Genomic DNA, 20,668 nt, shown 5'->3' with positions numbered 1-20,668 from the left:
CGCGTCGCCGCCAGCCGCCGACCGGCGGCAAAACATTGAGATGTCAGTGTGCCCGGGGCGGCGCGGTCGACTCGCGGACCACGAGCCGAGTGGGCAGGATCACCGGCGTGTCGGGGTCGCCGGCCCGCTGGCCGACGACCGGGCCGACGCTGCGCGTCCCGAGCGGGTCCAGCAGCATACGGGCGGCCAGCCGGCCCTGCTCGGCGGCGGGCTGGGCGATGGTGCTGAGCCCCAGCACACCGGCGAGGTCGTGGTCGTCGATGCCGATCACGCTGACGTCCTGGGGTACGCGCAGTCCGGCGTCGCGCAGCGCGGTCATCGCGCCCATCGCCATCTCGTCGCAGGCCGCGACTATCGCGGTCGGTGGCTCACCACGGGCCAGCAGTTCGGTGGCTGCCTGGTTGCCGCCGTCGATGGTGAACGAGGACTCGACGTCCAGACTCGGATCGGGCCGCAGGCCTGCGGCCTTCAACTCGGCCTGGTAACCGCGACGCCGGTCGAGGTGGGTGGTGAACGCCAACTCGTCGTCGGGGTCACCGGAGATGTGGGCGATCCGGCGGTGGCCGAGGTCGAGCAGGTGGCGGGTGGCCACCCGCGCGGCCGCGACGTCGTCGATGCGGACGCACGGCCAGTTGGGCACCCTGCTGCCGGAGCTGATGGTCACCCCCGGCAGGTCCAGGGTGGCCAGCGCGGTCAGGTCGGACGGGCGCAGCGGGGTGGCGACGAGCATCATGGCGTCCACCCGCTTGTGCAGGTTCGCGGTACGCAGCACCCGCTGGCGGACCTGCTCCCGGCCGCCGAGGTTGTAGAGCAGCAGGTCGTAGCCGGACTGGTGGAGGTACTCCTCGACGGCCTCGACGACGGTGCTGAAGAACCAGCGGGTGATCCGGGGGACGACCACCGCGACGGTGCCGGTGCGGCCTCCGGCCAGCCGGGACGCGCTCGGTGAAACCGCGTAGTCGAGCTGCTCGGCGGCGGCGAGCACCCGGCGTCGGGTGGCTGCCGAGACCGTCGGCAGCCCGCGTAGAGCCCGTGAGACGGTGGCCGTGGAGACCCCGGCCAGCCGGGCGACATCATCAATCCTCGTCACGGTTCCCCCCGCTTCGTACGCGGCGCCCGCCGCCGCCCAAGGGGCCAGGCGGCGGCGGGCGAGCGGGTCAGCCCTTGACGCTGCCGGCGAGCAGACCTCGCACGAAGAAGCGCTGGAGGGACAGGAACACGACGAGCGGAACGATGATCGACACGAACGCGCCGGCGGTGAGCCGTTGCCACTCGTTGCCCCGCGTGCCGGCCATCTCGGCCAGCCGAACCGTGAGCGGGGCGGTCTCGTTGCCGCCGCCGGCGAAGATCAGCGCGACCAGCAGGTCGTTCCAGACCCAGAGGAACTGGAAGATGCCGAACGCCGCAAGCGCCGGGGTGATCAGCGGCAGCACGATGGTGCGGAAGATCTTCGGGTGGGTTGCCCCGTCGACGCGAGCCGCCTCCATCAGATCCCCCGGTAGCTGCGAGATGAAGTTGTGGAGCAGGAAGACGGCGAACGGCAGCGCGAAGCAGGTGTGTGCGAACCACACCTGGGCGAACTTCTGCTCGTCGACCAGGTCCCAGGCGGGCATCAGGGTGATACCGCCGAGGCTGACGCCGGTGGAGAAGAACTTCAGCAGCGGCACCAGGGCCATCTGAAGCGGAACGATCTGCAACGCGAAGATCGCGATGTAGACCCAGTCCCGTCCCTTGAAGTTCATCCAGGCGAGCGCGTACGCGGCCAGGGCCGCGAAGGCGAGCGGGAAGAGCACGGACGGGATGGTGATGGCCAGCGAGTTGATGAAGTAGCTGGCGAGCTGCCCGGATGACGACGACCGCCCGAACAGGACCTGCTGGTAGTTCTCCAGCGTGAACTGCGGGTTGGTGAAGGCCGTCCACCAGCCGGTCGTCTTGATCTCGTCCTCCGGGCGGAGGGAGGAGATGAACAGGCCGAAGGTCGGGATGGTCCAGACCACCGCGATGACGATGGAGACCAGGGTCGCCGTACGACTGTTCAGTCGCTTGCGGACCCGCCCGGCGGCGGTCTTCGGTGTGTCGGTCTTCTGGGTGCCGGCGGCGACGGTCGGCGTTGCGGTGGTCATCTCAGCCCTCCCGTTGCTGACGGAGGTTGCGGATCTGGTAGATCACGACCGGGATGACCAGGATGAAGAGGAAGACCGCGAGCGCGGAGCCCTGCCCGTTCTGGCCGTACCGGAACGCCTGGTTGTACATCTCGCTGGCGATCACGCTTGTGTCGTAGTTGCCGTTCGTCGAGGTCCGGACGATGTCGAAGACCTTGAGCGTGGCGATCGTGAGGGTCACCGCCACGACGATCAGCGCCGGTCGGATGCTCGGCATGGTGATCTGCCAGAACATCTGCCACGGGCTGACGCCGTCGAGTCGGGCGGCCTCCACGATGTCACCGGGGATCGCCTTGATCGCGGCGGAGAGCACCACCATGGCGAAGCCGGCCTGGATCCAGACCATGATGACGATCAGCAGGAGCGTGTTCAGCGGTGATTCGAGCAGCCACTGCCTGGGCTCGAAGCCGAGGCTGACCACGATCTGGTTGAGCAGGCCGATCTGGTCGCCTTCACCGCGGTAGGCGTAGACGAACTTCCAGATGATGCTGGCGCCGACGAACGAGATCGCCATCGGCAGGAAGATCAGCGATTTGGCTATGGCCTCGAAGCGGGCCTTGTCCACCAGGACGGCGTAGATCAGGCCGAAGGCGGTCGCGACAAGCGGGACCAGGACCACCCAGACCAAGGTGTTGATCAGGACCCGGACGATCGAGTCGTCGGAGAACATCCAGCCGTAGTTGCGCAACCCCACCCAGTTGGTGCTGCTGCCGTCCATCAGGGAGAGCAGCATGGTGCGGATGGCCGGCACGACCAGGCCGACGGTGAGCAGCAGCAGCGTCGGCAGCAGGAAGAAGAACGCGAAGAAGCCCTCGCGCTGCTTCGGGCGGCGGGGGAGTGGGGTCCCACTCGTCGAGGCCGCCACGAGTTGCGCTTCCCGCCGCTTGGCGAACCAGGCCGGTACGACGTCGAGCAGCAGGAGCAGACCGCTCACCACCACCACGAAGGCGACCAGCCCGTACATCAGCATGAGGAGCTTCGGCTGCTCGTCGGCGAAGTCGAACTCCATCAACCCTCCCTTGAAGGTCCGTGCGGTCGGTGGCCCGGCCCGCTGAGCGCGGGCCGGGCCACCACCGGGATCACTTAGGCCAGCTGCTCTCGATGCCCTGGAGCACCGGGGCGGTCGCCTTGCCGTTCAGCCAGTCGACCATGCCCTTCCAGAACGTTCCCGCGCCGACGGCGGCCGGCATCAGGTCGGATCCGTCGAAGCGGAACACGCCGCTCTTGTCCTGGAGGATCTGGACGGAGAGCTTGTCGACAGGGCTCGCGACGTTGGCGATGTCCAGCTTGTTGTTCGCCGTGACCCAGTTGCCGAGCTTCGCGCGGCTGTTCACGTACTCACCGGAGGCGAGGTAGGTCTGCACCGCCTGGACCTCGGGGCGGTCGGCGTACGCGACGACGAACTCGCCAGCGCCCAGGACCGGCTTGCCCTTGGCCGGGTCGATGGCCGGGAAGTAGAAGGCGAACGCGTCGCCGTCCTCGGCCACCTTGGTGCCCTCGGGGAACTGGTTGGCGTAGAACGACGCCTGCCGGTGCATCGCGCACTTGCCGTTGGTCACCGGCACGCCCGCCTCCTGGAAGGAGGTGGTGGTGATGCTCTTGACGCCGCCGAAGCCGCCGTTCATGTACTTCTCGTTCTTGAGGATGGTGCCCGCGCGGTCAACGGCGTCGACGATCCGAGGGTCGTTGAACGGGATCGCGTGGGTGGTCCACTGGTCGTAGACGTCGGGCGTCTGCGTACGCAGCAGCACGTCCTCGATCCAGTCGGTGGCCGGCCAGCCGGTGGCGTCACCGGACTCGACGCCCGCGCACCACGGCTTCATGCCGCTGTCGGCGATCTTGTCGCTCAGGGCGATGAGCTGCTCCCAGGTGGTGGGGACCTCCCAGCCCTTCTCCTTGAACGTCTTCGGCGAGTACCAGACGAAGGACTTGACGTTGGCGCCGAGCGGCACGCCGTAGAGCGTTCCGTTGACGGTGCCGTACTTCAGCCAGTCGGCAGGCATGTTCTGCTCGGCCATGGCCTTGGTGTCGGCCCCGAGGGACTTCAGCTTGCCGGCGTCCGCGAAGCGCTTGACAAGGCCGGGCTGGGGCACGAAGGCGATGTCGGGGGCGTTGCCGCCGTCGACCCGCACGGGGAGCTGCGCCTCGAACTCGCCGCTGCCCTCATAGTTGATCTCGATGCCGGTGCACTCGGTGAACTGGGACCACGAACGCTCCAGCAGGTCGGCCTCGGCGTCACGGATGGACGCGTAGATGGAGACCTTCTTGCCGTCGTTGCCCTGGTACTTCTCGTACGGGGCGCACTCCGCGGAGCCCGCCTTGTCACTCTTCTTGTCGTCACCGGTGCCGCAGGCGGTGGCGCTGAGCGCCAGCCCGAGCACACCGGCGATCACGAAGGCCTGGCGTGGTCTGGTGAAGACCGCCATGCCGTCCTCCTTCCTAGCCGGCGCGGTCGTGCTTTTGACCCGTCGCCGGTCCGATTGGGCGTGCACACATGTAAGCGCTTGCATCCGGTCTGGTCCACCCCCAGTCAGACACGAGCGAGTAACAATCCAGAAACCTTGAAACCCGCGCTGGGCGCGCTCCCAGACCTCTTTCGAAGATTGGCAATATCTGTCAGGCTGATGCCACTACATCGAAGGTTTTCAACATAGGAGGTGCTGTATGCGTAAGAGGTGGATGAGCCTGTTGGCGACGGCTGTGCTCGTCGCGGGAGTCCTCACGCCGGTCAGCCCGGCGATGGCCGCTCCGACCTTCAGGGTGCCCTTCCCCTGCGGCCAGACCTGGTCCGGGCAGACCCGGTCAGGGCACAGCCCGGCGTACGCCATCGACTTCAACCGCACCGACGACGTCGGCGATCCGGTGGTGGCCAGCGCCCCCGGCACCGTCGACGTGGTGACCAACCTCGGTAACACCAGCTACGGCAAGTACGTCCGGATCAACCACGGCGGGGGCTACACCACCTACTACGCCCACCTCAACGGATTCAACGTCTCGGTCGGGCAGACGGTCGGCTACGGCAAGGTCATCGGCTGGGTCGGCAGCACCGGTGGATCCAGCGGGCCGCACCTGCACTACGAGCAGCGCCTCAACGGCAGCGACATCCAGGTCCGGTTCAACGGCAGCCTGGCGCTCTACTGGGGCACCAAGAACTACACGAGTGGCAACGGTTGCAGTTCGGGTGCCGGCTCGGGCACCGTCGACACCAGCGGTACGCCGCTGACCGTGCGCTCCGGCCCGGGCACCGGGTACGCCTCGGTGGGCACCGTCGCCGACGGCGCCAAGGTGACGATCGCCTGCCAGACCAGCGGCACTAGCGTCACCGGCACCTACGGCACCAGCACGATCTGGGACCGCATCGGCAGCGGACGCTTCATCGCCGACGCGTACGTCTACACCGGCCACGACGGATACATCCCGAACGTGCCCCGCTGCTGACGGGGGCGATCAGGGTCTCCGGCCGGCACTGCCGACCGGAGACCCGACGCGGTTCAGGAGTTCAGCTGCCAGATCGACAGGTTCAGCGCGGCGGCGAAGGTGACCCAGGCCCAGTAGGGCAGCATCAACGCCATCGCGACCCGGGACACCCGGGCGAAGAGCACCACTGTCACCCCGATCGCCAGCCACATCAGCACGATCTCCGCGAACGCCAGTCCGTACTGGCCGGCGCCGAAGAACAGCGGGGTCCAGATCGCGTTGAGCACCAACTGGGCGGTCCACGCCCAGAGCGCGGGGGAGAAGCCGACGCGCCGCCAGACCAGCCAACCGGCCACCGCGATCAGCGCGTACAGCGCCGACCAGACCGGGCCGAACAGCCAGGAGGGCGGCGCCCAGCTGGGCTGTTGCAGGCTCGCGTACTCGCCGGTGGTGCCCTGCACACCCAGCCCGCCGATCGCGGCCGCGACGAAGACCGCCGCCGCGAAGCCGGCAAGGGCGAACCAGGATCGCCGGCCGGTGGTGGGTCGCGCCTGCCGAGTTGTCTCCATGGTCGAGATATTTCCTGTTCAGCTGCCGGTCAAACCGGCGCCAAGCCGGGCGTCGACGGCGCAGCGGCCACAACGGCGTCACCTGGCGCAAACGGCGCCGGGGCCGCCGCGGCCGGTGCCCCTGTCGGGAGGACGGGGCTCCGGTCGCCGGCGGCCCCGACGGGTCCCGGTGTGTTGGTTGATGCGGACGTCAATTGAAGATGCTGACACCACCCGGGCCGACCAACAGCCCGACAACGATGAGGACGACGCCCCACAGGATCTGCCGGCGGAACAGCGCGAGGATGCCGGCGACCACGAGTACGACTGCGAGAATCCAAAGAATCAGCTCCATGACCTCTGACTACCCGACCCGCCGATTCTGGAAACCTGGTCGGTGTCGAGTTGATCGCCGACATGGAACACGCTGTACGCCTGCTTGATCACCGGGTGCGCCACGTTGCGGACACGCACCCCACCGGGGGTGGTTCCGCGCTCGGTGCCCGCGTGCGCGTGGCCGTGCACGGCAAGCGCTGTGGGTGCCGAGTCGATGGCCTGCCCCAACTGGTACGAGCCCAGGAACGGGTAGATCTCCAGCGGCTCGCCGACCAGGGTGTCCGGCACCGGGGCGTAGTGGGTCAGCGCGACGAGCATGTCGCAGTCCAGTGAGCGCAGCGCAGCGCCGAGGCTCTCCGCGCTCTCGTTCGTGGTCCGGACGAACGCCTTCATCTCCGGCTCGCCGAAGTCGCTCGCGCAGCGCCCCGCGAACCCGCCGCCGAAGCCCTTCACGCCGGCGATGCCGAGCCGGCCCCCGGCGCAGTCAAGCACCACACCGTTGCCCTCAAGCACCGTGATGCCCGCGTCTTCGAGCACCTTTACCACCTGTGGCACCTGGTCACACTGGTGGTCGTGGTTGCCCAGCACGGTCACCACCGGCACGGCGAGGCCACCGAACTCCTGCGCCACGCAGCGCGCCTCGGCCTCGGTGCCGTGCCGGGTCAGGTCTCCGGCCAGCAGTAGCACGTCGGCGCAGTCCGGCAGCTCCTCCAACGCCGGGCGGAACCGACCGACGACGTCCTCGTCCAGATGCACGTCACCCACGGCGGCTATCCGGATCACCATCGAACCTCCCTCAGGGCAGTTGCTCGATCTCCGTGGGCGCCTGGGCGCGGATCACCCCGATGTCGCTGGTGATCGGCACGTCCGGGAAGCGCTCGGCCACTCGGCGCATGATCTCCTCGCGCCGGTGTGGGCTCTCCACCTCGCCGTTGAGCACGAGGGTGTCCTCCCGTCGGACCACGGTGATCCCCTGTTCGGCGACTGCGGGATCCTCGGTGAGCAGCCGTTGGATCTCCGCCTCGACGTACTCGTCCGGTGGTGGCCCGGCGCCGGTGTCGCGATCGTGCGTCACGGTGTCCCCTCTCCTGCCTGGGTGCCGCTGTCCGGCACCACCTCCAGCCGGTCCAGCAGCACCAGGAACGCCTCCGCGTACGGGGAGTGCTGCGTCTCCTTGCGTACCCGTTCCCAGTCGATCTGCTCCCGCAGCGACCGGGCCAGTGGCAGGCCGCGGGCGAAGTCGCAGTAGTGCTGGGAGAAGCTCAGCAACTTGTGCACCATGAGCTGGGTGGCGGACAGGACCGGCATCTGGATGGCGTCCACCGGACGCACGACCGTGTCGGCGAACGTCTCCTCGGTCACCGGGGTCTCGATCGGCCGGTGGATCAGATCGACCATCCGCTCGTCGTCGAAGACCTTGACGAGCCAGTCCTCCGGCGGGCGCTCGGCGCGGAAGCCGGCAGCCACCAGGGCCTCCAGCGACCGTTCGACGTCGGCCTCACGGATCAGGAAGTCGACGTCGTGATCGCTCGAGTGGCCCCCGTGCGCGTAGACGGCGAAGCTGCCGCCCAGGGCGAACGGGATCTCGGACTGCTTGAGCACGGCGGCGACCTTCTTGAGGGTGTGCACCAGACTCTCGTCCCCGCGCTCGGCCATCTGGGTCTCCCGTCGGTCATGTTCGTGGACAGGCGGCTGGATCGAACTTCCGTACCCGGCATTCCGGTTGCCCACACCTGGCGAGGTAGCGGTCGGGGATCAACGGGGACGAAGCGCGACAAACCTCGCAGAGATGAGCGTGGGTCGGATAACCTGTCAAGGGTGGCCAGATCACCGGGGATGCGACGTGGCACTACCCGATTACGCACCATCGCACTGATCGGCATCGACGGCTCGGGCAAGACGACCCAGGCGCACCGGCTGGCCGACGCGCTGACCGCCGCCGGTCGCCCCGCCACCTACCGCCGCAACGCCAGCGGGCGTCGCTGGCTCGGCCGGGTCGCGCAGCGGCTCGGCCGTCCGGACGCGCAGCGGCTCGTGGGGCGCGACGGCGTCCTGGCTGTGGAGTCCGTGCTGCGTTGGTGCGCCATCGCCATCGCACTGATCAGCTGCCTGCTCACCGGCCGCACGGCGGTGATGGACCGCTATTCGGCCTGCCAGTACGCCAGCATCCGGGCGCATGGCGGGCAGCGGTGGGAGCGGCTGGCCCGCGCCGGCTACCGACTGTTCCCGACACCGCAGGTGACGTTCCTGCTCGCCGTCGACCCGGCGGAGGCGTACCAGCGCATCGAGCGTCGGGGCACCGACCACGAGACGATGGGCTGGCTCACCGCGGCGGACACTGCGTACCGGACGCTTCCCGAGTATCCGACCTTCGTGCTTGTGGACGCCGGTCGTCCGGCCGATGAGGTGACCGAGCAGATCCGGGCGCACCTCACGGCCTGGCTGCCCTCGGGCGTTGGCTCCGACCCGTTCCCGCAGTCGTTCGATGCTCCACCGCTGCCGGACGGGCCACCCGTCGCGCCGGTGGTGCAACGCTCCGAGCGCGTCGGCACCGGCCCGCTTGTGGCTCAGGCGCGTCCGTAGACCGGGACGCTGGCACCGCTTGTCGGCGCGGAATCGGCCGATGCCAGAAAGTGGATCACCGGCGCGATCTCGGTCGGGGAGACCCAGCGGGAGTGGTCGGCGTCGGGTTGGGCGGCCCGGTTCGCGGGCGTGTCGATGACGCTTGGCAGCACTGTGTTGCAGCGGACGTTCCGGGACCGGTACTCCACAGCTACCGCGTTGGCAAAGGCGAGCACCGCCGCCTTCGCCGTGACGTAGCCGGCCGCCCCGGGGAACGGGGCGAGGGCCGCGCGGGACGACACGCAGACGACCGCGCCGCCGCCGGCGGCAACGAGGTGCGGCAATGCGGCCTGGGTGACCAGGTAGGTCGGTCGCAGGTTGACGGTGAGCATCCGCTCGAACTCCTCGACCGGCGTTTCGTGCACAAGCCCGCTGCTGGCGTACCCGCCGACAAGGTTGACCACGGCCCGCAGCGGCGCGGCGGCGTCGGCGGTGGCGGCCTCGACCGCGCGGGCAGCGCCCGCGGGGTCGCTCAGGTCCGCGGCCAGGCGGACCAGACCGTCCGCCGCCGGCTCCGACCCGGGCCGACTCTGCCGCTCGGGTACGACCACACGCCAACCCGCCGCCAGGAAGGTGCTGGTGACCGCCCCGCCCAGCCCGCCCGCGCCTCCGGTGACAAGCACACTGCGTTCCGCCATGCGGTCACGCTAGCGTCTCGCGGGGATGACCTGGCCGGTGCGGTCGACCGAGGGGGCCGTACGGGCCGGCTGGGCCCGGATCGCCGCACCTGAAACGCCGTATGGTGCAGTGGCCGGACCCGGTGGGGGAGGCGGTGCTGTCTGGACGGTGGCACGCTTGGCCGGAGGGACCCGGCCGGTTCGGCAGTGTTTTGCCCAACACGTGGAGTCGTGGTTGACGCTTCCGCCTGGTGAAAGTAAGTTTCATCCGTGGCGAAGAGTCCGAAGATTTCTGCGAATCACGAGCCCGGTGGGCTGATCGTCCACATCAGTGGGCTGCTGCCGTCGCTGTCGCCTGCCGAGCAGCGGGTCGCCCGGCTGGTCGTGTCCGATCCGGCCGCCGCCGCCCGGCGGACGATCACCGACCTCGCCACCGCAGCGGAGACGTCCGAGGCGACAGTCATCCGGTTCTGCCGTTCGGTGGGCATGGACGGTTACCCGCAGCTGCGCATCCGGCTCGCCGCCGAGGCTGCCCGCCGGATCGAGCCGCCGGACGCCAGGGTCGTCGGCGGTGACATCCCGCCCGGCGCCGACCTCGCCCAGATCATCGCCACCATCGCGTTCAACGACGCCCGCGCGGTCGAGGAGACCGCCGAGCAACTCGACCCCGCTATCTGCGAGCAGGTGGTCGAGGCCATCAACGGTGCCGGTCGCATCGACATCTACGGCGCCGGCGCCAGTGGGTTCGTCGCTTCCGACTTCCAGCAGAAGCTGCACCGCATCGGGCGGATCGCCTTCTACTTTCCCGACGTGCACACCGCGCTGACGTCCGCCGCGCTGCTCGGCCGAGGCGACATCGCGATCGGCATCTCGCACACCGGCACCACCTCCGACGTCATCGAGGTGCTGGAGCAGGCGCGTACGCGGGGCGCCAGCACCGTGGCGCTCACCAACTTCCCGCGGTCGCCGATCACCGAGGTGGCCGACTTCGTGCTGACCACGGCGGCTCGGGAGACGACCTACCGCTCCGGTGCCACAGCCAGCCGGCTGGCCCAGCTCACAGTGGTCGACTGTCTCTTCGTCGGGGTGGCCGCCCGCAACAGGTCCCGCGCCCGCAAAGCCCTCGAGGCGACCGCCGAGGCGGTCCAGTCGCACCGGGTGGGTGCCAACCGGAGGCGGGCATGACGCCCGGTGCGGTGGAGCCGGACGAGGCCATGTCAGCACCGCCCGTCCGCCCGGCCGTCCGGGTGGGTGCCCCCACGGAACGGCGTAACCCGCTGAGCGTCGACCTCGACCTGATGTCGACCCGGGACGTGCTCACCGTCATCAACGAAGCCGACCGGCGGGTGCCGGCGGCGGTCGCCGCGGTGCTCGACGAGATCGCCGCCACTGTCGACCTGGCCGTCGCGGCGCTGCGTGGTGGCCACCGGGTGCACTACTTCGGGGCCGGCACCTCGGGTCGGCTGGGCGTCCTCGACGCGGCCGAGCTGGCACCCACGTTCAACTCGCCCCGGCACTGGTTCTGTGCGCACCTCGCGGGCGGGCCGGACGCGATGTGGCGGGCAGTGGAGGACGCCGAGGACGACGATCAGGGCGGCGCGGTCGAGGCCGCCGGATGTGTGCGTGCGGGTGACCTCGTGGTCGGTCTCGCGGCCAGCGGGCGCACCCCGTACGTCCTCGGGGCGCTCGCCGCGTCCGGCGCCACGGGTGCCTCGACGGTGCTGCTCTGCGCCAATCCGGAGGCGGAGGCGGCCCGGTCCGTCGACGTGTTCATAGGGGTGGACACCGGACCCGAGGTGGTCACGGGGTCGACCCGGATGAAGGCGGGCACAGCGCAGAAGTTGGTGCTCAACACGTTCTCAACCGCCGTCATGGTGCGCCTGGGTCGGGTCTACTCGAACCTCATGATCGATATGGTGGCCACAAACGCGAAGCTTCGTGGCCGAATGATCTCGATCCTGATGGAGGCGACCGGATGCTCCGAGGAGGTTTGCCGGCGGGCCCTCAACGAGGCCGATGGTGATCTGAAGACGGCACTGGTCTCGCTGGTCTCCGGCGCCGAGGTCGCTGCCGCGCGGGCCGCGTTGGCGCGCTCCGCCGATCAGGTGCGCGGCGCCCTCGCACTGCTCGCCTCCTGAGGCCCTGCACGCCGGGAAGCGAACGGGGCTCCGGATTGTTCATCGGGGCGGGGGGTAATAACACCCCCAGTGGATGAACCGACCGGCCCGCCGGTACGTGTTTGGCAGTGACCAGGATCGCAGCACGGTGGTGACCCGGGTCGCTGTGCCCCCGCCGCGGGCGGTGTTGCCATGGTGCGGGGTGTTCGGCGATTTCGTCGACCCGCCAACCCGTTTGAGGTGCCCAGCGGCGAGTTACCCGGGCGGGTGCTGACAGCGAACATGGACCGTGCTCTCAGCAACTACTCAGGCATTCGTGACACTTTCGACTCACGACATGGAATCCCCGAGACGTCTTATCTGTTGTGTAGGTGTCAGCACCGATGGGCACAGCAGAAGTTACCAGGGGCTGACCGACGTGGGGAATGGCAAGGAACCGGGCAACCGGCGCGAGCGAGGGGACCGTGGGCAACGTGGACAAGAACATCGGCATGCGCACCGACGAGGTGGCCGAGGAGCGCGACCTGGTCGGCGTCTACCTGCACGAGATCTCCCGGACGCCACTGCTGGACGCCGCCAAGGAGGTCGACCTCTCCAAGGCGATCGAGGCTGGCCTGTACGCCGAGCACCTGCTCGGTGAGGACGCCGTTCCCGACGGGGTCGACCGGACCGACCTGGAGTGGCTGGTCGTCGAGGGTGAGCGCGCGAAGGACCTCTTCATCCGCGCCAACCTGCGACTGGTCGTGTCGATCGCCCGCCGCTACGTGCGCTCGGGCATGCCCATGCTGGACCTGATCCAGGAGGGCAACACCGGCCTCGTCCGGGCGGTCGAGAAGTTCGACTACGAGCGTGGCTACAAGTTCTCCACCTACGCCACCTGGTGGATCCGTCAGGCCATCAGCCGGGCGATCGCCCAGCAGGAGCGCACCGTGCGACTGCCCGTGCACCTGGTGGAGGACGTCAACCGGATGCGCAACGTGGCCCGGCAGCTCACCCGTGAGCTGGGTGCCGACCCGGAGCCGGAGCAGATCGCGGCATCGCTCGGCGTCACCGTCGAGCGGGTCAACGAGCTGCGCCGCTGGTCGCAGGACACCGTGTCGCTCGACACTCCGGTCGGCGACGACGGTGACACCAACCTGGGCGACCTGGTCGCCGACAGCGACGCGCCGTCGCCGGAGGACATCGTCCTCAGCGGGCTGGAGCGGCAGCGCATCGAGGGTCTGCTCAACCACCTCGACGACCGTTCGGCCGGCATCATGCGGGCCCGTTACGGCCTCGAGGACGGCCGCGAGCACTCGCTCACCGAGGTCGCGTCGCGGTTCTCGCTGTCGCGTGAGCGGATCCGCCAGCTGGAGATCCAGGCCCTCGGCCGGCTGCGTGAGCTTGCCCGCGCGGAAGGGCTGCAGGCCGCCTGACCTGGTAGTAATGACGGCGAACGGCCGGCGTCCGATAGGGGGACGCCGGCCGTTCGCCGTATTCGGGTCGGGCTAGCGGACTCGGCCGTAGCCCTGGATCGGCATCATGTTCATGCCGCGTTTGAGCACGTTGCGGCCGGCGCTCGGTGCGTCGATCACCTGGCCGCCACCCACGTATAGGGCGACGTGCCCGAGCCCGCTGTAGAAGACCAGGTCTCCCGGCCGCAGGTCGCCCTTGCTGATGTGGCTCACCGCGCCCCACTGCATGCGCGTGTTGTGCGGCAGCGACTTGCCGGCGGCCCGCCAGGCCGCCGAGGTGAGCCCGGAGCAGTCGTAGCCGTTAGGTCCGTCGGCAGCCCACACGTACGGCTTGCCGAGCGCGCCGAAGGCGTAGCGCACCGCCGTGCCGGCAGCACCGGACACCGCGGGCACGTTCTTGGCCTCGGTCTTCGCCGTCTTGGGCGCGGGCCGTTCGGTGGCCGATCCGTACGCCTGGCGACGTAGCTCGTAGAGCTTGGCCAGGTCGTTTTCGATGCGCTTCTTGCCTGCGGCGAGTTCGCGGGCCTGCACGGCCTGCCGGGCCAGCGTGGCGTCCAGACGCGACTTCTCGTCCAGTAACCGCTGCTGGTTGGCGGTGAAGCCGGAGATGCGCGCCTGCCGCTGGCGGGTCAACTGGTCGAGCGTGCCGAGTCGATCCAGCAGCGCAGCGGAACCGCCGGGCCGCAGCAGGGCGTCCGCGGTCCGCAGGCCACCACTCTTGTACGCGGAGTTGGCCAGTTGGGCGACGTCGGCCCGGCTCTGCTCGGCCTGTTGCTCCAGCGGGCCGATGCGGGCCTGTAGTTGGGCCACCGTGGCCTTGTTGGCCTTGATCTCCTCGTTGAGCTTGTTGTACGACTCCACGACCCGCTCCAACTCGGTCGAGGAGGCCTCGATCCGGCGGGTCAGGTCGGCCGGGGACGGCTCGGCGTGAGCCACCGCCGTTGGCGCGATCAGCGCGGCCGACATGCCGACCAGCGCCACGGTGCGCAGCAGGTATCTCAGGGATGACAAGAGCGAAAGGCCCCTCTCCCACGGTCGCCGACGGCGCTGCTGACGCCTCGGCGACACCGGCTGGGGCCACCCGGGTGGACGGCACTGGGCCAGACCGGCTCGAACAACCTAACCCGGGACGCCTGAAACCCGCAGTTGAAGTAGGGGCGAATGTTGGCGGAGTGACGTGAAGGACCATTGCGTCGCCTGGCGCGATCGTGGCTGGTGAACACGAGTGGAGGCGACGCCAAATCCCTTCTGTCGGCTATTGACTGGTTTCTGACTTTCGTCGTTCCGGGCGTATGCCGTCGGATGGGCGGCCGCGATACCCGACAAAACCTGAAATGGATGCTGTTTCGTAACGATGTCGCCCGTGTGGGTGAGCTGTCGGAAGCCGGTAAATGCCCAGGTGGGCTGGCGGCGCCCGAACACAATGGAGGCCGGAGCCGGGAATCCCGTCGACAGAGACGATGCCCGCGGCTGGTGGGCCCCCGGCGGATCGCCCCTCGGGGGGAGGACCCGTGAATCGTGAAGGCGCAACGACGCGACCGCAACGAACGGTGCCCGGTGCCCGGTCGACACTGCTGTACGCGCGACCCGGCATCATCGTCACCGTCGACCGGTTCACCGTCGGCCGCACCAGTTACCGCATCGTCGACCTGACCCACCTGCGCACCACCCGAGGCCCGCACGACCGGATCGCCGTCCGGGCCGTCGTGGCCACCGCGTCCATGATCGGTGCGGTCGGTCTGCTGCTCGGCTTCACCGGCGGCCTGGAACGGCTGACCGCCGGGGCGTACCTCATTCTCGGTGCGGTGTTCCTGCTGCCCGCGGCGCTGGCACTGGTCGGCGACCGCTGGCGTCCACCGCCGTACGAGCTGTGGGGATGGCACCGGGGCGCCGAGGTGCTGCTGTTCAGCGCCGACGACGAGCGGCAGTTCGGTCAGGTCACCCGGGCGTTGCTGCGAGCCCGGGAAGTCAACAGGTACGGCGGCTGGGTGGACCCGGTCGCCTCGGCTGACCCGTGGCGGCCCAGCCGTTGACCGCCCGCAGGGCTGCGGTCAGCTGGCGACCGGCTCCGGCGTACGCGCGGCCGGCTTGTCCAGCCAGCCGGTGACCCGGCGCTCGGCGTAGAACGAGACGAACGGCACGGTGCCGGCAAGCATCACCAGGAGCATCCGCTTCAACGGCCACTCGGCCCGGCGGCTCAGGTCGAACGCGGCCAGCAGGTAGAGCATGTAGAGGAAGCCGTGGGCCTGCCCCACCGTCTCCACAACGATCGGGCGGTCGAACCCGTACTTCAGCGGCATGCCGATCACGACCAGCAGGATCAGCGCGACGCCCACGATCCAGGCGATCACGCGGTACCGGGTAAGGGCTGCGCCCACCGTCGTCCGTCCTTCCGAACCCGGCTCAGCCGGGGTAGTCACCGGGCCGGGCACCCGGATTGGCGTTCAACCATGACAGGTAGTCGTTGTAGGCGGCCAGGTCGGCGTCCTCGGCGGGCGGGGCCGTCGCCGGCACCCGGGACACCCGGACCGGCCGGCGTACCGCCGGGCGGGACCCGGTGGTCGCGGCCGGCGTCGACTCGGCCGCCGTCGCGTCGGCAGCCGGGTCGGCTGCGTCGGCCGGTGACTCGGCTGTCGCCTCCGCGCTGCGGCGGGCCAGCCGTACCTCCCGCCACCAGACGTAGACCACGAAGCCGGCGAAGACCGGCCACTCGACGGCGTACCCCCAGCTGATGCTGTTGCCGGCGGTGGCCCGGCTGATCTGCCACCAGCCCAGCCCGAGGAAGCTCACGACCAGCACGACCATGGCCACGTGGCGTGCGATCCACGCCGGGGTCCAGAGCCACCTCATGGCGTCGAGGGTACCGGGCACCGTGCCGATCTCCGACACCGTGTCGTAGTCGTCGCGTCGTCGGGATGGTTTGGCGGCACCGGCTTTGGGCATCCGTCTAGACGCCAGCCCAAACGAACCCAGGGGGGCGATGATGACCGGATCGGTACGTGAGGACGGTTTTGCGTCCAGCGGCAGCACGGACATGAGCCCGGAGCAGCGGGTGCCCGAGTGGGGCGGCGACCAGTTCGCCGACCCGGGCGGCGCGGATCTCGACGGCGGAACGCTCGGCGTCGACCCGACGGAGCTGACCGACGAGGATCTGATCCGCGAGATGCACAGCCTGCACCGCACGCGGCTGGACACCCTCCGGCACGCCTCGGACTCCGCCCTCGCCAACCACCTGCGGCGCACGGCCGAGCTCGAAACCGAGTACCTGGCCCGCCACCCGGGCCGCGAGGTCGACCCGAGTCGCCTGCGGGACGACTGATGGCGGCCCATGCGGTACGAGGCATGTCCGCGCCGCCGGAGGTGGTCTTCAACACGGCCACCGACCCGTCCCGGGCCTCGGCGTGGCTGCCCGAGCCGTTGCGCGGCGACGGCAGCCCCGCCGCCGAGATCGACGGCGAGGAACTGCGGGCCCGCTGGGACGACACCGACTGGTCCGCGGAACTGCGGGTCCATCCCGCGGACAGCGGTGGCGCGCGGATCGAACTCGACCTGACCGACGGCGCGGGCGGCTCGGGTCCGGACCAACTCGCGGACGAGGCGTTGGCCAACCTCGTCCGTGAGGTCGCCGACAACCTCCAGGCCGGCTGATACCGCACCTTCACGACATGCGAGGAGAACGGGTGACCGACACGGGCCTGCGACACAGGGTGGCGCGGCTGCGCCGGGCGTACGCGCCACACGAACATCGGCCGCTCGGCGGCTACCTGGTGGCGATGGGCACCTACGCCGGAGTGACCGGAGCGCTCGCCGGTCTGGTCAAGGCAACCGGTCGGCCGGTGCCCGAGCGCCCCGCCCCAGCCGACGTGGTGCTGCTCTCCATCGCCACACACAAGCTGAGTCGGCTGCTGTCCAAGGACGCGGTGACCAGCCCGCTGCGGGCGCCGTTCACCAGGTACGACCGGCCGATCGGCAGCGGCGAGGTGATGGAGCAGGTCCGTGACTCCGGCAGCTCCACCCGGCACGCCATCGGGGAACTGCTGAGCTGCCCGTTCTGCCTGGCGGTGTGGGTGGCCACCGGGCTGACCGGTGGTCTGGTGCTTGCTCCCCGGCTGACCCGGCTGGTGGCGACAGCGCTCACCGCGGTCGCCGCCTCCGACTTCCTCCAGATGGCGTACGCGACGGCGCAGCAGGCCGCCGAGGGCGGGCACCACGACGACGACTGAACCGCGCACACGAAAGCGGGGGCCGGCATCCGTACTGCCGACCCCCGCTTTCGTGTGCGCGTCAGCGCTGCATGCCGGACCAGCCGTGCGGCGACTCCGGCTCCCGCTCGTCCTCGTCAGCCCCGGTGATGATGTCCCGGTCGACTGCCGTCTTGTCGTGTTCGTTTGCGAAGTCCGGCTCGGGCGTGGTGTCCATGCCCTTCGGCGGTTGGCCGAGCGCCGGCACCTTCTCGTCGTGGTCCTCGTGGTGCGTCATGTCGGTGTCCCTCCTGGGGTCGCTCACCCGACGGAACCGCCGAGCAGGTCGCTTACCTCGTCCACCGCGTACTCGCCCTCGGGCAGGGCGTCGATCCGGGCGAGCAGCTCGGGCGGGAGTTCGGCGGCGACCGCCCGGCGGTAGATGTCCGCCTGGGTGATCCGCTCCTGACCCCGGTAGAGGTCGTCGAGCAGGTCGTCTAGAGCTCGGGTGTCCGGCTCGCCGGTAATTGATGCGTCGTCGGTCACGCGGATCAGCTACCCGGGGCGGAATCGGTCAAACGTCGCGCCAGCGGCTCGCGCAGGGTGCGGCGCCCGCCGGTAAAGACAGCGCCGCCCCCGGCCGAAGGGCCGGGGGCGGCGCTGGTGTCGGTGTGCAGGTCGCCTCTCGGCGAGTGGCACGACGCGGCTCCAGCCGAACGGTATTCCGCGAGGGCTATTTAGGTGAGGCCCGGGGACACTGGACACACCGACACCTCTGTCAACGGACCGACCCCCGCCGGTGTTCCGGGCAGGTCAGTGACCGCCGTCACACCGTCAGGCGCGGGCCGGCAGAGCGGCCCGGCGGGACTGCACGGCCGTGGCCAGGTGTTCGAGCACCTGGGCGGTGTCGTCCCAACCGAGGCAGGCGTCGGTGACCGAACGGCCGTACACCAGCTCACGGGTCGGGTCGAGATCCTGCCGGCCCGGCAGCAGGAACGACTCAAGCATCACGCCGGTGATTCCGCGCTGGCCGTCGGCCATCTGGCCGGCCACGTCCGCGACGACCTTCGGCTGGTTGCGGTGGTCCTTGCCGCTGTTGGCGTGGCTGGCGTCGATGACGAGCCGCTCCGGCAGCCCGGCGGCGCGTAGCAGGTCGAGCGCGCCGGCCACCGACTCGGCGTCGTAGTTGGGTCGACCGCCGCCACCGCGCAGCACCAGGTGCCCGTCGGTGTTGCCCCGGGTGTGCATGATCGCCGGGGTGCCGGAGAAGTCGATACCCGGGAAGACGTGCGGCACACCGGCGGCGCGGATCGCGTCCACGGCGGTGCCGATGCTGCCGTCGGGACGGTTCTTCATGCCGATCGGCATGGACAGCCCGGACGCGAGCTGCCGGTGCACCTGGCTCTCCACGGTGCGGGCGCCGATGGCCCCCCAGCCGACAAGGTCCGCGATGTACTGCGGCGAGATCGGGTCGAGGAACTCGCAGCCCACCGGCAGGCCGAGGCGCAGCACGTCGAGCAGCAGTGCGCGGGCGAGCCGCAGGCCGGTGTTGACGTCGCCGCTGCCGTCCAGCCCCGGATCGTTGATGAGGCCCTTCCAGCCCACCGTCGAGCGCGGCTTCTCGAAGTAGACGCGCATGACGATCAACAGGTCGTCGGAGAGCCGGTCCGCGACCACGCGCAGACGCTCGGCGTAGTCGAGGGCGGCGGCCGGGTCGTGCACCGAGCACGGGCCGACCACCACCAGCAGGCGATCGTCCTCGCGGTCCAGCACACGGCTCACCGCGCGGCGGCCGGTCAACACGGCCGAGGCCAGCGAGGCATCCAGTGGCAACTCGTGGTGCAGCAACGCGGGAGTGGTCAACGGCACGACACGTTCGATCCGTTGATCACTGACGCGAACGGTCTCAGGGGTCGTCACGGTGGGGCATCCTTCCGCCGACCGTGCCCCGGGGCCGGTGCCCGGGTCGAGCCGGCTGCTCGTACGCAAAAGGGCAGGAACGAGAGCTCCTGCCCGGGCCGGCTTGGTCAGCGGTGACGTCAGATCATGGAGAAGTCACCGGCGTGCAAGCCGGCTGCCTAAACCATCGATACGAACACCTCACGAGCTGAGCGTACCCGACCGGCTGCGCAAGGCGACCGTCGTCCCAAGATGCGGCAAGAACACCGCGTGTCGGACGCGCCGCCGGGGTAACAGGGGTGCCATGACTGACGAGCAGAGCGACCAGGAGCGGGTGGAGTCCCGCGCACACCTCCTACCCGAAGAGGCGGCGGCCGGCAGCGACGACCCGGAGGCGCAGGCGGAGGCCATCCTCGCCGAGTCGGACATCCGGGAGGCGGACCAGAACGCGGCCCCCGACACGGTGCTGGAGCGCCGTACCTCGGATCAGACAGTGGCCGTCGAGCCGCCGGACTGACCGGACGCGCCGCGCGCCCGACGCGACCCCCGGTAGGTCTGGTCCCGCAGCCAGGCCAGCGGGCCGGCCGCCCGCAACCCCGGCGGCAGGTTGCGCACCGGGTCGAAGGCCAGCGCGGCATCCTCCCGGGCGCTCAGCCGGGCGCCGATGCTGAACTGCCCGACCGGCCGCCACGGCCCCACGGCGGACGCGACCGCGAGCACCAGTCGCGGCGCGTCCGCCCGGGCCGCAGCGGCCACCGTGGCCAGGCTCCGACCCAGGTCGACCGCCTCGGGGTCGGCCAGCGCGGCCAGCCAGAGCCGCCGCCGTCCCACCCGAAAACCCACGATCGTGCTGTACGTCCCGGCGAAGCGCCGCCGAGGCAGCGGCAGCGACCGCAGCACCGGGGCCGCGCCGCTGGAGCTGACCAGCAGGTCGAACGGGCGACCGCTGTCGAAGTGCACCCGCAGTGCCAGGCCCAGCACGTCCGGCCAGGAGCCGGGCGTGGGGGTGCCCTTGGAGAGTCGCACGATGCCCCCGTACCGGCCGGGGTCGTCCAACAGGCCGACCCCGGTGGGCGGTCCGGGCGTACCCCAGATCGTCACCTCGGCGACGAACGACGCACCGGCCGGATGCAGCAGCCGGCCGCGGCGCAGCCGGCCGAGCGCGGCGCTGGCGCGCTCGACGGCGGTGGCGGCCGGCCCGGCCGTCCGGCGTGCGGGAGGGGTTACGGTCATTCCCCTCCGATACCCCGACCAAAGGGCTCGATGCGGTCGGCTCGCCGACCGACCACACGTCACCTTTCCGCCCGCGAGATCG

Annotated in this window: 27 protein-coding genes; 10 read left to right on the top strand and 17 right to left on the bottom strand. The window is 70.0% G+C overall.

All coding sequences use genetic code 11. From position 1 onward, the window contains the following. Positions 1–43: 43 nt before the first annotated feature. The 4 genes from ACPXB1_RS21625 to ACPXB1_RS21610 form a co-directional block, all read right to left on the bottom strand. Positions 44–1,090, bottom strand: a complete 1,047-nt coding sequence (locus tag ACPXB1_RS21625) for a LacI family DNA-binding transcriptional regulator (protein ID WP_355593843.1) — start codon at positions 1,088–1,090, stop codon at positions 44–46. 67 nt (positions 1,091–1,157) lie between these two features. Beyond that, positions 1,158–2,123 (bottom strand): carbohydrate ABC transporter permease, encoded by a 966-nt coding sequence (locus ACPXB1_RS21620; RefSeq protein WP_355593845.1) that lies wholly within the window; start codon positions 2,121–2,123, stop codon positions 1,158–1,160. A gap of 1 nt (position 2,124) precedes the next feature. Further along, the gene (locus ACPXB1_RS21615; protein WP_355593847.1) at positions 2,125–3,171 is read right to left on the bottom strand and encodes a carbohydrate ABC transporter permease; all 1,047 of its coding nucleotides are present in this window, start codon (positions 3,169–3,171) and stop codon (positions 2,125–2,127) included. Positions 3,172–3,241: 70 nt separating this feature from the next. Next, a complete protein-coding gene (locus ACPXB1_RS21610) occupies positions 3,242–4,588 on the bottom strand; it encodes an ABC transporter substrate-binding protein (RefSeq protein WP_355593849.1) in 1,347 nt (448 codons plus the stop codon). 238 nt (positions 4,589–4,826) lie between these two features. Between ACPXB1_RS21610 and ACPXB1_RS21605 the strand changes: the two genes are divergently transcribed. After that, positions 4,827–5,600 (top strand): peptidoglycan DD-metalloendopeptidase family protein, encoded by a 774-nt coding sequence (locus ACPXB1_RS21605; protein ID WP_355629887.1) that lies wholly within the window; start codon positions 4,827–4,829, stop codon positions 5,598–5,600. A 53-nt stretch (positions 5,601–5,653) separates the two neighbouring features. On the opposite strand, the gene ACPXB1_RS21600 is transcribed toward ACPXB1_RS21605, so the two are convergent. From ACPXB1_RS21600 to ACPXB1_RS21580, 5 genes are all read right to left on the bottom strand, one after another. After that, entirely contained in the window at positions 5,654–6,148 is a 495-nt protein-coding gene (locus ACPXB1_RS21600) for a TspO/MBR family protein (protein WP_355593853.1), read from the bottom strand. A 190-nt stretch (positions 6,149–6,338) separates the two neighbouring features. Further along, positions 6,339–6,482 carry a GPGG-motif small membrane protein gene (locus ACPXB1_RS21595; protein ID WP_165947907.1) on the bottom strand — a complete coding sequence of 48 codons (144 nt, stop codon included), beginning with the start codon at positions 6,480–6,482 and terminating at the stop codon, positions 6,339–6,341. After that, complete coding sequence (locus ACPXB1_RS21590; RefSeq protein WP_053653071.1) at positions 6,473–7,249, bottom strand: metallophosphoesterase family protein; 777 nt, start codon at positions 7,247–7,249, stop codon at positions 6,473–6,475. Before ACPXB1_RS21590 ends, ACPXB1_RS21595 begins: the two co-directional genes overlap by 10 nt. Positions 7,250–7,259: 10 nt before the next feature. After that, a complete protein-coding gene (locus ACPXB1_RS21585) occupies positions 7,260–7,538 on the bottom strand; it encodes a hypothetical protein (RefSeq protein ID WP_355593855.1) in 279 nt (92 codons plus the stop codon). Continuing rightward, positions 7,535–8,161, bottom strand: a complete 627-nt coding sequence (locus tag ACPXB1_RS21580) for a nucleotidyltransferase (protein ID WP_355594012.1) — start codon at positions 8,159–8,161, stop codon at positions 7,535–7,537. The genes ACPXB1_RS21585 and ACPXB1_RS21580 overlap by 4 nt, the downstream gene beginning before the upstream one ends. A 138-nt stretch (positions 8,162–8,299) precedes the next feature. Between ACPXB1_RS21580 and ACPXB1_RS21575 the strand changes: the two genes are divergently transcribed. Beyond that, a complete protein-coding gene (locus ACPXB1_RS21575) occupies positions 8,300–9,046 on the top strand; it encodes a dTMP kinase (RefSeq protein WP_355594014.1) in 747 nt (248 codons plus the stop codon). Here ACPXB1_RS21575 and ACPXB1_RS21570 read toward each other — a convergent pair. Next, entirely contained in the window at positions 9,031–9,723 is a 693-nt protein-coding gene (locus tag ACPXB1_RS21570) for an SDR family NAD(P)-dependent oxidoreductase (RefSeq protein ID WP_355593857.1), read from the bottom strand. The two genes, ACPXB1_RS21575 and ACPXB1_RS21570, sit on opposite strands and share 16 nt — an antisense overlap. Positions 9,724–9,972: 249 nt before the next feature. On the opposite strand from ACPXB1_RS21570, the gene ACPXB1_RS21565 reads away from it, so the two are divergent. The 3 genes from ACPXB1_RS21565 (at position 9,973) to ACPXB1_RS21555 (ending at position 13,234) form a co-directional block, all read left to right on the top strand. Next, on the top strand, positions 9,973–10,887 hold the full coding sequence (locus ACPXB1_RS21565; RefSeq protein WP_355593859.1) for a MurR/RpiR family transcriptional regulator: 915 nt from the start codon (positions 9,973–9,975) through the stop codon (positions 10,885–10,887). Beyond that, the gene (locus ACPXB1_RS21560) at positions 10,884–11,840 is read left to right on the top strand and encodes an N-acetylmuramic acid 6-phosphate etherase (RefSeq protein WP_355593861.1); all 957 of its coding nucleotides are present in this window, start codon (positions 10,884–10,886) and stop codon (positions 11,838–11,840) included. The genes ACPXB1_RS21565 and ACPXB1_RS21560 overlap by 4 nt, the downstream gene beginning before the upstream one ends. A gap of 404 nt (positions 11,841–12,244) precedes the next feature. After that, positions 12,245–13,234, top strand: a complete 990-nt coding sequence (locus ACPXB1_RS21555) for a sigma-70 family RNA polymerase sigma factor (RefSeq protein ID WP_053653065.1) — start codon at positions 12,245–12,247, stop codon at positions 13,232–13,234. A 72-nt stretch (positions 13,235–13,306) separates the two neighbouring features. Here ACPXB1_RS21555 and ACPXB1_RS21550 read toward each other — a convergent pair whose 3' ends face one another. After that, positions 13,307–14,284, bottom strand: a complete 978-nt coding sequence (locus ACPXB1_RS21550; RefSeq protein WP_355593863.1) for a C40 family peptidase — start codon at positions 14,282–14,284, stop codon at positions 13,307–13,309. A 500-nt stretch (positions 14,285–14,784) separates the two neighbouring features. Here ACPXB1_RS21550 and ACPXB1_RS21545 point away from each other — a divergent pair, with 500 nt between their 5' ends. Continuing rightward, the gene (locus ACPXB1_RS21545; RefSeq protein ID WP_355593865.1) at positions 14,785–15,306 is read left to right on the top strand and encodes a DUF6232 family protein; all 522 of its coding nucleotides are present in this window, start codon (positions 14,785–14,787) and stop codon (positions 15,304–15,306) included. An 18-nt stretch (positions 15,307–15,324) separates the two neighbouring features. On the opposite strand, the gene ACPXB1_RS21540 is transcribed toward ACPXB1_RS21545, so the two are convergent. Beyond that, positions 15,325–15,651 carry a DUF3817 domain-containing protein gene (locus ACPXB1_RS21540; protein WP_053653062.1) on the bottom strand — a complete coding sequence of 109 codons (327 nt, stop codon included), beginning with the start codon at positions 15,649–15,651 and terminating at the stop codon, positions 15,325–15,327. A 25-nt stretch (positions 15,652–15,676) separates the two neighbouring features. Continuing rightward, complete coding sequence (locus tag ACPXB1_RS21535; protein ID WP_355593867.1) at positions 15,677–16,123, bottom strand: hypothetical protein; 447 nt, start codon at positions 16,121–16,123, stop codon at positions 15,677–15,679. A 130-nt stretch (positions 16,124–16,253) separates the two neighbouring features. Between ACPXB1_RS21535 and ACPXB1_RS21530 the strand changes: the two genes are divergently transcribed. From ACPXB1_RS21530 to ACPXB1_RS21520, 3 genes are read left to right on the top strand one after another with little or no spacing between them, the layout of a single operon-like run. Then, positions 16,254–16,592, top strand: coding sequence for a DUF6158 family protein (locus tag ACPXB1_RS21530; RefSeq protein ID WP_167942952.1), 339 nt, complete (start codon positions 16,254–16,256; stop codon positions 16,590–16,592). Beyond that, positions 16,592–16,921, top strand: a complete 330-nt coding sequence (locus ACPXB1_RS21525; protein WP_355593869.1) for a hypothetical protein — start codon at positions 16,592–16,594, stop codon at positions 16,919–16,921. The genes ACPXB1_RS21530 and ACPXB1_RS21525 overlap by 1 nt, the downstream gene beginning before the upstream one ends. A 32-nt stretch (positions 16,922–16,953) precedes the next feature. Next, positions 16,954–17,496, top strand: a complete 543-nt coding sequence (locus ACPXB1_RS21520; protein ID WP_355593871.1) for a DUF1360 domain-containing protein — start codon at positions 16,954–16,956, stop codon at positions 17,494–17,496. 61 nt (positions 17,497–17,557) lie between these two features. Here the strand turns inward: ACPXB1_RS21520 and ACPXB1_RS21515 are convergent, their stop codons facing one another. From ACPXB1_RS21515 to ACPXB1_RS21505, 3 genes are all read right to left on the bottom strand, one after another. Next, complete coding sequence (locus tag ACPXB1_RS21515; protein WP_088987953.1) at positions 17,558–17,752, bottom strand: hypothetical protein; 195 nt, start codon at positions 17,750–17,752, stop codon at positions 17,558–17,560. Between the two features lie 23 nt (positions 17,753–17,775). Next, positions 17,776–18,009: a hypothetical protein gene (locus ACPXB1_RS21510; RefSeq protein WP_377671804.1), complete on the bottom strand. Its 234-nt coding sequence runs from the start codon at positions 18,007–18,009 to the stop codon at positions 17,776–17,778. Positions 18,010–18,288: 279 nt separating this feature from the next. Beyond that, positions 18,289–19,374, bottom strand: a complete 1,086-nt coding sequence (locus ACPXB1_RS21505; protein WP_355593875.1) for a 3-deoxy-7-phosphoheptulonate synthase — start codon at positions 19,372–19,374, stop codon at positions 18,289–18,291. Between the two features lie 283 nt (positions 19,375–19,657). On the opposite strand from ACPXB1_RS21505, the gene ACPXB1_RS21500 reads away from it, so the two are divergent. Continuing rightward, positions 19,658–19,870, top strand: coding sequence for a hypothetical protein (locus tag ACPXB1_RS21500; RefSeq protein WP_053653055.1), 213 nt, complete (start codon positions 19,658–19,660; stop codon positions 19,868–19,870). Here ACPXB1_RS21500 and ACPXB1_RS21495 read toward each other — a convergent pair. Continuing rightward, positions 19,840–20,586 carry a phosphodiesterase gene (locus tag ACPXB1_RS21495; protein WP_425735721.1) on the bottom strand — a complete coding sequence of 249 codons (747 nt, stop codon included), beginning with the start codon at positions 20,584–20,586 and terminating at the stop codon, positions 19,840–19,842. The genes ACPXB1_RS21500 and ACPXB1_RS21495 overlap by 31 nt on opposite strands. Positions 20,587–20,668 lie beyond the last annotated feature (82 nt).

Origin of the sequence: Micromonospora sp. DT68, assembly GCF_049847245.1 — a bacterium.
Lineage (GTDB): Bacteria > Actinomycetota > Actinomycetes > Mycobacteriales > Micromonosporaceae > Micromonospora > Micromonospora profundi.
This window is presented reverse-complemented; position numbering and strand designations above follow the sequence as displayed.